This is a genomic window from Streptomyces sp. MGP-P1 (assembly GCF_057766565.1).
On record NZ_JBYMEM010000007.1, the window covers coordinates 2,957,040 to 2,967,630 of the forward strand.

At 71.8% G+C, this 10,591-nt stretch carries 6 protein-coding genes; all 6 read left to right on the plus strand.

Translation table 11 applies throughout. The features are described 5' to 3' along the window. Positions 1-116: 116 nt before the first annotated feature. Positions 117-1,640, plus strand: coding sequence for an alpha/beta fold hydrolase (locus AC3CH1_RS34925; RefSeq protein ID WP_488466544.1), 1,524 nt, complete (start codon positions 117-119; stop codon positions 1,638-1,640). Between the two features lie 463 nt (positions 1,641-2,103). Next, positions 2,104-4,320, plus strand: a complete 2,217-nt coding sequence (locus AC3CH1_RS34930; RefSeq protein ID WP_488466545.1) for a discoidin domain-containing protein — start codon at positions 2,104-2,106, stop codon at positions 4,318-4,320. Positions 4,321-4,493: 173 nt separating this feature from the next. Continuing rightward, positions 4,494-6,644, plus strand: coding sequence for a discoidin domain-containing protein (locus AC3CH1_RS34935; protein WP_488466546.1), 2,151 nt, complete (start codon positions 4,494-4,496; stop codon positions 6,642-6,644). A 394-nt stretch (positions 6,645-7,038) separates the two neighbouring features. After that, entirely contained in the window at positions 7,039-8,280 is a 1,242-nt protein-coding gene (locus AC3CH1_RS34940; RefSeq protein ID WP_488466547.1) for a lycopene cyclase family protein, read from the plus strand. Next, a complete protein-coding gene (locus AC3CH1_RS34945) occupies positions 8,277-9,005 on the plus strand; it encodes a class I SAM-dependent methyltransferase (protein WP_488466548.1) in 729 nt (242 codons plus the stop codon). Before AC3CH1_RS34940 ends, AC3CH1_RS34945 begins: the two co-directional genes overlap by 4 nt. Then, entirely contained in the window at positions 9,005-10,558 is a 1,554-nt protein-coding gene (locus AC3CH1_RS34950) for an FAD-dependent oxidoreductase (protein ID WP_488466549.1), read from the plus strand. Before AC3CH1_RS34945 ends, AC3CH1_RS34950 begins: the two co-directional genes overlap by 1 nt. The last annotated feature ends 33 nt before the right edge of the window (positions 10,559-10,591 follow it).

The following is a 10,591-nucleotide window of genomic DNA, read 5'->3' on the forward strand; positions in this document are numbered from 1 at the left end:
GGAGCAGTAATTCAGGCGGCCGGGGGTGCTGGCAAGAGGCGCGCGGCGTTCGCGGCGGATCAGCCCGCGGCGAAGTCCGGTGCCCCCGCCCGCGGCTTCCTGTTTGGATGGGGAGCATGCCGATCTTCTCCGCGTACGACACGACCCCGCTCGCCTATCACCTGGTGGGGGAGGGGGAGCCGCTGATCTGCCTGCCCGGCGGGCCGATGCGGGCGAGCGCGTATCTCGGTGACCTCGGAGGGCTCGGCGCCCGGCGGCAGCTCGTACTGCTGGACCTCCGCGGCAGCGGCGACTCCGGTGTGCCCGATGCCCCCTCGACGTACCGCTGCGACCGCCTCGTGGACGACGTGGAGGCGCTGCGCGAACACCTGGGCCTCGACCGGATCGACGTACTGGCGCATTCCGCCGGGGCCGACCTGGCCCTGCTGTACGCGGCCCGCCACCCGGACCGGCTGCGCACCCTGACCCTCGTCACGCCCAGCACCCGGGCCGTGGGCATCGAGATCGGCGACCAGGACCTGCGCGAGGCCGCCGAGCTGCGGCGCGACGAGCCCTGGTACCCCGAGGCGAGGGCAGCCCAGGAGGCGCTGCTCGCCGGGGGACCTTTCGCCGAGCTGTGGCCCGCCGTCCGGCCCCTCACCTACGGCCGCTGGGACGCGACGGCCCGCGCACACGCCGAGGCCTCCGCCGGGCAGACCAACGCGGCGGCGCGCGGCCTCTACGCCGGGGAGGGGGCCTTCGATCCCGCCGCCACCGCGGGGGCCCTGCGCGCCCTGACGGTGCCGGTCCTCGTCCTCGCCGGGGAGTACGACGGCCACCCGAGCCCGGACCGGGCCACGGAGCTCGCCGCGCTCTTCCCGGGTGCCTCGTTCGTCGTCCAGCGGGGCGCCGGGCACTTCCCGTGGCTGGACGACCCAGGCGCCTTCGCCCGTACGGTGGAGGCCTTCCTCGACCCCGACATCCGTACGGTGCAGGCGGGCGGGGTCCGGCTTACATACCGGGTGTGGGGCGAGGAGGCGTCGCCGCCCGTCGTCCTCCTGCACGGGCGGGCGGGCTCCAGTGGGACCTGGAACCGGATCGCGGAGGACCTGGCCGCCGACCACCGTGTGTACGCCCCCGATTTCCGGGGCCACGGGCTGAGCGACTGGCCCGGCGGCTACTCCTTCGAGATGTTCCGCGACGACCTGCACGCCTTCCTGGAGGCCCGCAACCTGGCCGGCGCGACCGTCGTCGGGCACTCCATGGGCGGGGTGGCCGCCTACCTCCTGGCCCAGCGGGAACCGGGCCTGATCGGACGGCTGGTCATCGAGGACGCGCCGCCCCTCCACCCGCTCGACCCGCCCCGGCCGCCCTCCGTCCGCCCGGAGGGCGCGCTCGACTTCGACTGGCCCGTCGTCCCCGACATCGACGTCCAGCTGAACGACCCCGACCCGGCCGTCCGGAGGCGGTTCCCGGAGATCACCGCGCCCACCCTCGTCATCGGAGGCGGCCCCACCAGCCACATCGACCAGGGGCATCTCGCGCGGTTGGCCGGGGAGATACCGGACGCCGAGCTGGTCACCATCGACGCCGGGCACCTGATCCACACGGAACGGCCCGAGGAGTTCCTCGCGGCGATCCGGTCATTCGGGCTCGCCTGATCCGGCCGGCCGCGGCCAAGCCCACCGGCGACGGCGGTCGTCGAGCGGCTTGCGATGAATGACCCGAGGAGCACGGCGGTAGGGGAAGAGGCTGCGCGGAACCAAGGAAGGGGCGGCGCGCGCTGACCGAAGCGGAATCGGGGACGCCATCCTGTGGCCCGACCGCCACCCGGCCCCGAATCCGGCACGGCCCGCCGCCTTGCCGCAGGGGCATCGGCCCCTCGATCCCTACGACGAGCCGCCGGCCGGTCTCGGCAGGCGGCTCTCCGTCGGCCCGACTCCGCGGGAGGCCGGTCGCCTTCTTGGTGCGCGGCCTGTTCCGACGTCAGGGCCGCTACGGAGACGATGACTTAATACAAGTCGAAAGAAAAGTCGCGTCAGGATTCTTGACCGCGATTGAAGCGACGGGCAAGGTTCCGGGAGAGCGCTCTCTCGTCTCGGTTCGATCTCTAGGAGCCCCCGCATGCCCGCAGTTGGCATATCCCCAGCGGTCCCGGTGCCCCACGGCCCCGGCAGCCGTCGTACCCCAAGACCGGCCTCCCGCGGCATGGTCGCCGCGATGGCCACCGCCCTGGCCGCCACTCTTCTCGCCTTCGTTCCCGCCGCGCGGGCCGAGGCCGCACCCGTCCTGCTGTCCCAGGGCAAGCCGGTCACCGCCTCCAGCGAGGAGAACTACGGCACCCCGGCCACTGCGGCCGTCGACGGGAACGCCACCACCCGGTGGTCCAGCGCCGCCTCCGACCCGCAGTGGATACGCGTCGACCTCGGCGCGAGAACGCAGCTGAGCCAGGTCGTCCTGGACTGGGAAGCGGCCTACGGCAAGAGCTACCGCGTCGAGCTGTCGGCCAACGGCTCCGACTGGTCGACCGCCTACCAGACCACCAACGGCGACGGCGGCACCGACACCCTGAACGTCAGCGGCGAAGCCCGCTACGTCCGAGTGAACGGTACCGAACGCGGCACCCAGTACGGGTTCTCCCTCTGGGAGTTCAAGGTCTACGGCGAGTCCGGCGGCACCGGCGGCCCGCAGCTGCCCGGCGGCGGCGACCTCGGCCCGAACGTGCACGTCTTCGACCCCTCCACGCCCAACATCCAGGCCAAACTGGACCAGGTCTTCGACGAGCAGGAGGCGGCGCACTTCGGCAACGGCCGGCACCAGTTCCTCTTCAAGCCCGGCACCTACAACAACCTGAACGCCGAGATCGGCTTCTACACCTCGATCTCCGGCCTCGGCCTCAAGCCCGACGACACCACCATCAACGGTGACGTGACCGTGGACGCGGGCTGGTTCAACGGCAACGCGACGCAGAACTTCTGGCGCTCGGCCGAGAACCTGGCGGTGAACCCGGTCAACGGCACCAACCGCTGGGCCGTCTCGCAGGCCGCCTCCTTCCGCCGCATGCACGTCAAGGGCGGGCTCAACCTGGCCCCGAACGGCTACGGCTGGGCCAGCGGCGGTTACATCGCCGACTCCAAGGTGGACGGCCAGGTCGGCAACTACTCCCAGCAGCAGTGGTACACCCGCGACAGCTCGATCGGCGGCTGGTCCAACTCCGTCTGGAACCAGACGTTCTCGGGCGTCGAAGGCGCACCCGCCAACTCGTTCCCCGAGCCCCGCTACACCACACTGCAGACCACTCCGATCTCCCGTGAGAAGCCGTTCCTGTACCTGGACGGCAACACGTACAAGGTCTTCGTTCCCGAGAAGCGCACCAACGCCCGTGGCGTCTCCTGGAACGGCACCCCGCAGGGCACCTCGATCGGCCTGGACAAGTTCTACGTCGTCAAGGCCGGTGCGACCGCTGCCACCATCAACCAGGCGCTGTCGCAGGGCCTCAACCTGCTCTTCACCCCCGGCATCTACCACGTCGACCAGACCATCAACGTCAACCGCGCGGACACGGTCGTCCTCGGCCTCGGTCTCGCGACGATCATCCCCGACGGCGGCGTCACCGCGATGAAGGTCGCCGACGTCGACGGAGTCAAGCTCGCCGGCTTCCTGATCGACGCCGGTCCGGTCAACTCCCCGACCCTGCTCGAGGTCGGCGCGCAGAACTCCTCCGCGGACCACGCCGCCAACCCCACCTCCGTCCAGGACGTCTACGTCCGCATCGGCGGCGCGGGCGCCGGCAAGGCCACCACCTCCATCGCCGTCCACAGCGACGACGTGATCATCGACCACACCTGGGTGTGGCGCGCCGACCACGGCGAGGGCGTCGGCTGGGAGACCAACCGCGCCGACTACGGGGTCCGGGTGTACGGCGACGACGTGCTGGCCACCGGCCTGTTCGTCGAACACTTCAACAAGTACGACGTCGAGTGGTACGGGGAGCGCGGCCGGACGATCTTCTACCAGAACGAGAAGGCGTACGACGCACCCAATCAGGCAGCCATCCAGAACGGCGACACGAAGGGCTACGCCGCCTACCGCGTCGACGACTCCGTCGACGTCCACGAGGGCTGGGGGATGGGCAGCTACTGCAACTACAACGTCGATTCGACCATCCGCCAGGACCACGGCTTCAAGGCCCCGGTGAAGCCGGGCGTGAAGTTCCACAGCCTGCTGGTGGTGTCGCTCGGCGGAATGGGCCACTACAACCACGTCATCAACAACACCGGAGCCTCCACGGTCCCGGCCGGCACCACGACCGTGCCGTCCACCCTGGTCTCCTTCCCCTGATCCGTCCCCCGCGGTGAAACCACCCACGGTGGACGACCCCCGGGCCGATCCTGACCATCGGCCCGGGGGACCCCCGCGGTGAGGGCTCACCCGCCGAACCTCTCTCCCACGGACGGCCGCCGTCCTCCCCGACGGCGGCCGTCCGTGGCCCCCCATCCTCCTCAGGAGCCGCCATGCTGTCCCTGCGCAGACCCGCTCTCACCCTGACCCTCGGCGCGCTGTTCGCCTCCTCCCTCACGCTCATCGCCGCGCCGACCGAGGCGCGCGCCGCCGATCCCCTGATCTCCCAGGGCAAGACCGCCACCGCCTCCTCGAACGAGGGCGCCGGCCTCTCCGCCGCACAGGCCGTCGACGGCGACCTCACCGGCACCCGCTGGTCCAGCCAGTGGTCCGACCCCCAGTGGATCCAGATCGACCTCGGCAAGAGGTCGAACCTGAGCCGGGCCGTACTGACCTGGGAGGGCGCCTACGGCAAGGCCTACGAGATCCAGGCCAGCGACAACGGCACCGACTGGACCACCCTGAAGAAGGTCACCGACGGCGACGGCGGCACCGACGACCTCGCCCTCGCCGGCTCCGGCCGCTACGTCCGGATGCTCGGCACCGCGCGCCCCGGTGGATACGGCTACTCCCTCTGGGAGTTCCAGGTCTACGGCTCCCAGGGCACCACCGACCCCCCGCCCGGCGGGGCCGTCAAGGTCACCGGCGGTCAGGGCGCGTGGCAGCTCACCGTCGGCGGACAGCCGTACACCGTCAAGGGCCTCACCTGGGGCCCGTCCATGGCGGACGCTCCGACGTACATGCCCGACCTGAAGTCGATGGGCGCCAACACCGTCCGCACCTGGGGCACGGACGCCAGTACCAAGCCGCTTCTCGACGCGGCCGCCGCGAACGGCCTGCGGGTCATGAACGGCTTCTGGCTCCAGCCCGGCGGCGGCCCCGGCAGCGGCGGCTGCGCCAACTACGTCACCGACACCGCGTACAAGTCGACCATGCTCACCGAGATCGCCAAGTGGGTCGAGACCTACAAGAACCACCCCGCGACCCTCATGTGGAACGTCGGCAACGAGTCCGTCCTCGGCCTCCAGAACTGCTACAGCGGCGCGGAGCTGGAAGCTCAGCGCAACGCCTACACGACGTTCGTCAACGACGCGGCCAAGAAGATCCACTCCATCGACGCCGACCACCCGGTGACCTCCACCGACGCGTGGACCGGCGCCTGGCCGTACTACAAGCGCAACGCCCCCGACCTCGACCTGTACTCGATGAACGCCTACGGCGACACGTGCGGGGTCCAGCAGGACTGGGAGGAGGGGGGCTACACCAAGCCCTACATCATCACCGAGAGCGGCCCCGCGGGGGAGTGGGAGGTGCCCGACGACGCCAACGGTGTTCCCGACGAGCCTACCGACGTGCAGAAGCGGGACGGCTACACCAAGTCCTGGGACTGCGTCACCGGCCACCGGGGCGTGGCCCTGGGCGCGACCCTCTTCCACTACGGCCTGGAGCACGACTTCGGCGGGGTGTGGTTCAACCTGATCCCCGACGGTCTCAAGCGGCTGTCGTACTACTCGGTGAAGAAGGCGTACACGGGCTCCAACACCGGTGACAACCTGCCGCCGGTCATCACCGACATGACGGTGACGCCGGCCGGGTCCGCCCCTGCGGGCAAGGAGTTCACCGTCCGCGCGGACATCCGCGACCCCGAGGGCGACCGGCTCACCAACAAGATCTTCCTCAGCGGCAACTACGCCAACGGCGACAAGCGGCTCGTGCCGGCGCAGTTCAGGTCCACCGGCGACGGTACCTTCGCGGTCACCGCTCCCGAGAAGCTCGGCGTGTGGAAGGTCTACATCCAGTCCGAGGACGGAAAGGGCAACGCGGGCATCGAGACGAAGTCGGTCAAGGTCGTCGCCCCGCCGGTGACCGGCACCAATGTCGCCCTGGGCAAGGCCACCACGGCCTCCAGCTCGCAGGCCTCGTACGGGGACTGCCCCTGCCCGCCGGAGCGCGCCACGGACGGCAGGGCCGACACCCGCTGGGCCAGCGACTGGAGCGACCCGCAGTGGATAGCGGTCGACCTCGGCGCACGGGTGCCCGTCCGCACCCTGCAACTGGTGTGGGACCCGGCCTACGCCAAGTCCTACGCGGTCCAGGTCTCGGACAACGGCAACGACTGGCGCACGGTCCACACCACGACGTCCGGCAACGGTGACATCGACACCATCGCCCTGACCGAGACGGCGCGCCACGTGCGGATCCAGCTCACCGCCCGCGGCACGGGCTGGGGCTACTCACTGCACGAGTTCGGCGTCTACAGCTGATCGGGGTCGTCCGGGGGGCCGTTCCGGTGTGGAGCGGCCCCCACTCCACCTGACCACGCGGGGGACCGGGGCGCCCGGCGACGGCAGGTTTGAGCAGCGCGTCAGGTTTGAGCAGGGCGTCGGCGGTCAGGCGGGCAGAGCGGGGCCGGGGTGTCGGGGACAGCCCGGCAAGGTGCTCGCGACCGCCCGTGGAAGGTCGCGGCGGGTGAAGGAAGCCCGCCGTCCCGGCCAGGCCCTACCGCCACTCAGGTGGGAGCGGCCGGGCATGCCGACTGGGGGAGGGCACAGCGGGATACGGTCGCCTGGCACCCGGCCCGCCCGGCGTCTCGACGGGAAGGACGCCGGCTTCGCTCGCCCCATGAGGGTTCGTACCTGTTCGACCGAGAGGAATGCCGTGCCCGCTGACTTCGACGTCGTGATCGTGGGCGCGGGTGCGGCCGGGATGAGCCTGGCGTACCACCTCTGCGCCCCGGGCAGCGGCGTACCTCTGTCGGTCGCCCTCGTCGACGCCCCGCCGGGGCCTCTGCGAGCACCCCCGCGGACCTGGTGCTTCTGGGAGCCGCCGGGCGGGCCCTACGATCGGGTCCTGGCCGCTTCCTGGCCCCGGCTGCGGGTCCGGGCGGCCGACGGGGCCCCCACCGTGGCCCGGCTCCCGCGGCTGCGCTACAAGATGCTGCGCTCGGACGCCTTCGAGGCACTGGTCGAGCAACGGTTGTCCCGTGCACCGGACCTGTGCCGGATGGAGGCGACCGCGAGTGCCGTACGCGACGACCCGTCCGGCGTCGGCGGGGAGGTTCTGACCCGGGGCGCGCGCGGTGAACGGGTCCTCGTGCGTGGCCGTCTCGTCTTCGACTCCCGGCCGCCCCACCGCCGGCCCCCCGCTCGCACGACGCTGCTCCAGCATTTCACCGGCTGGTTCGTCCGCACCGAGCGTCCCGCGTTCGATCCGGGAACCGCGGACCTGATGGACTTCCGCACGCCGCAGCCCGCTCGCGGGCTCTCGTTCGGCTACGTCCTGCCGCTGGACCCGCACACCGCGCTGGTCGAGTACACCGAGTTCTCACCCGCCCCGCTGGACACCGACGGCTACCGGCGAGCCCTGCGCCACTACACCCACGACGTGTTGAGGCTCGGGCCGCTCCGGGTCACGGCGGAGGAGCACGGTGTCATCCCCATGACGGACGGCCGCTTCCCGCCCCGGCCGGGGCGTTCGGTGTATCGCATCGGCACCGCCGGAGGCGCGACCCGCCCGTCTACCGGCTACACCTTCGCGGCCGTGCAGCGACAGAGCCGGGCCGTCGCCGATCAGTTGCGCTCCGGACGCCCGCTGCGTATGCCCGCCCCGTACGGCCGTCGGGCACGGCTGATGGACGCCGTGCTGCTGAGGGCCCTGGACAGCGGCAGGGTGGACGGCGTGGACTTCTTCACCCGCCTCTTCCGCGGAGTTCCCGGCGAGCGGCTGCTGAGCTTCATGGACGGCCGCTCACGGGTGCACGAGGACCTGCTCATCGGCCTGCGGACACCGATGGTCCCCATGCTGCGGACCGTCCTCGAACTCCCCTTCAGAACCCGGCGGGAACGCCCGGCGCACGACGTTTCCCCCGCACCGACCGCCCACGAAGGGAGCGCCCCATGACCCTGTTGCGCGGTGACGCGCTGTCCGAGGCCTTCGACCGCGGCTCCACCGCCTACGACCGCCTCGTTACGGCCAGCCCCGGCTACCACGCGCACCTGCGCCGCTCCGCACGCCGACTGGGCCTGCCGGAGGAGGGAAGCGGGCTGCGCGTGCTCGACCTGGGATGCGGAACGGGTGCTTCCACGGCCGCGCTCCTCGCTGCCGCCCCGCGCGCCCGGATCACCGGGGTCGACGCGTCCGCGGGCATGCTGGACCGCGCGGCGGCCAAGAGCTGGCCGCAGGGCGTCGACTTCGCGCATCTCCCGGTCGAGGAGCTGGCCGGACGGCTGGCAGCCGGCTCCTTCGACGCGGTGTTCGCCGGTTACCTCTTCCGCAACCTCACCGACCCCGACGCGGCCCTTGCCATGGTGCGCGGCCTGCTCGTACCGGGCGGCCGCCTCGCCGTCCACGAGTACACGCTCGGCGGATCCCCCGTCGACCGTGGGGTGTGGAGCGCGGTCTGCTCGCTGATCATCCAGCCCGCCGGCCGGCTCGCCGGGGACGCCGACCTGTACCGACACCTCCGGGACAGTGTCACCCGGTTCGACACGGCCCCCGCTTTCGCCCAGCGGGTGCGCCGGGCCGGCTTCGCCGACGTACGCGTCCTCCCGTTGCCCGGCTGGCAGACCGGCATCACGCACACCTTCGTCGGTCGCACCTCAGTCGCCCCGGGGGTACGGGCGTGATGCTCCCGAGGGACAGCGGCAGGGGACACCGGCGCGGCCGGGACCGGCAGGCGGCCGTCGTGCCGGCACCGCCCGGCCGCCCCCGATTCACCGGTCAGGCTCCCGTCGTGGCGGTCGTCGGCGGCGGCATCGCGGGGATCGCGGCGGCCACCCTCCTGGCGGAACGCGGCGTACGCGTCACCCTCTACGAGCGTGAACCAGGCCTGGGCGGGAGGTTGTCGGGGTGGCCCACCGAGCTCACCGACGGCACCACGGTGACGATGAGCCGTGGGTTCCACGCGTTCTTCCGGCAGTACTACAACCTGCGCGGACTTCTGCGTCGGGTCGATCCGGACCTCGGCTCCCTGACCCGGCTGCCCGACTATCCGCTGTGGCACAGCTCCGGCCTGCGGGACAGCTTCGCCCGGGTCCCGCGCACGCCTCCGCTCAGCGCGATGGGGTTCGTCGCTCTCAGCCCCACCTTCGGTCCGCGGGACCTGATCCGGATGAACCCGAGGGCGGCTGTCGGGCTGCTGGACGTGCGGGTGCCCGAGGTCTACGAACGGCTCGACGGGATCAGCGCCACCGACTTCCTCCACCGCATCCGCTTCCCGGAAGCCGCCCACCACCTGGCGTTCGAGGTCTTCTCCCGCAGCTTCTTCGCCGACCCGCGTGAACTGTCGGCGGCCGAACTGGCTCTCATGTTCCACATCTACTTCCTCGGCTCCAGCGAGGGCCTGCTCTTCGACGTGCCCGGCGAACCGTTCCCCGCAGCCCTGTGGGAGCCGCTGCACCGCTACCTGGAGGCGCACGGCGTCGACGTACGGACACGGGCACCGGTCCGGCAGGTTCGCCCCGTGCCCGACGGCGGGCTGGACCTCACCACGGACGACCGCACCACTCGCTACGACGCCCTCGTCCTCGCGCTGGACAGCGGCGGGCTGCGCCGTCTCGTCGCAGCCTCCCCCGAGTTGGGCGACAGCGACTGGCGCGCACGGATCGCACGGTTGCGCACCGCCCCGCCGTTCCTGGTCTCACGGCTCTGGCTCGACCGGCCCGTGGCACACGACCGGCCCGGGTTCCTGGGCACCAGCGGCTACGGTCCGCTGGACAACGTGAGCGTCCTCGACCGCTGGGAGGGAGAGTCCGCCCGATGGGCCCGGCGCACGAGGGGCTCGGTCGTCGAGCTGCACGCGTACGCCGTCGCACCGGACGCCGACCGCTCCGCCGTACAGGACGAGGCGCTGGGACAACTGCACCGCATCTACCCGGAGACCCGGAGCGCCCGCCTCCTGGACGAGCGCCATGAATGGCGGGCGGACTGCCCCATGTTCCCCGTGGGCGGCTACCGGGACCGGCCCGGCGTGCGCAGCCCCGACCCCACCGTCACCGTCGCCGGGGACATGGTCCGCACCGGGCTGCCCGTGGCCCTGATGGAACGCGCGGCCACCAGCGGATTCCTCGCCGCGAACGCCCTGCTGGAACGCTGGGGCGTGCGGGGGCAGACGCTGTGGACGGTCCCGCGCGCGGGACGGTCGGCCGTCCTGCGCCGGCTCGCCGCGCTGGCCGACTGACGGAGGGCAGCGCGGAGCTTCATGAAGGGGGCT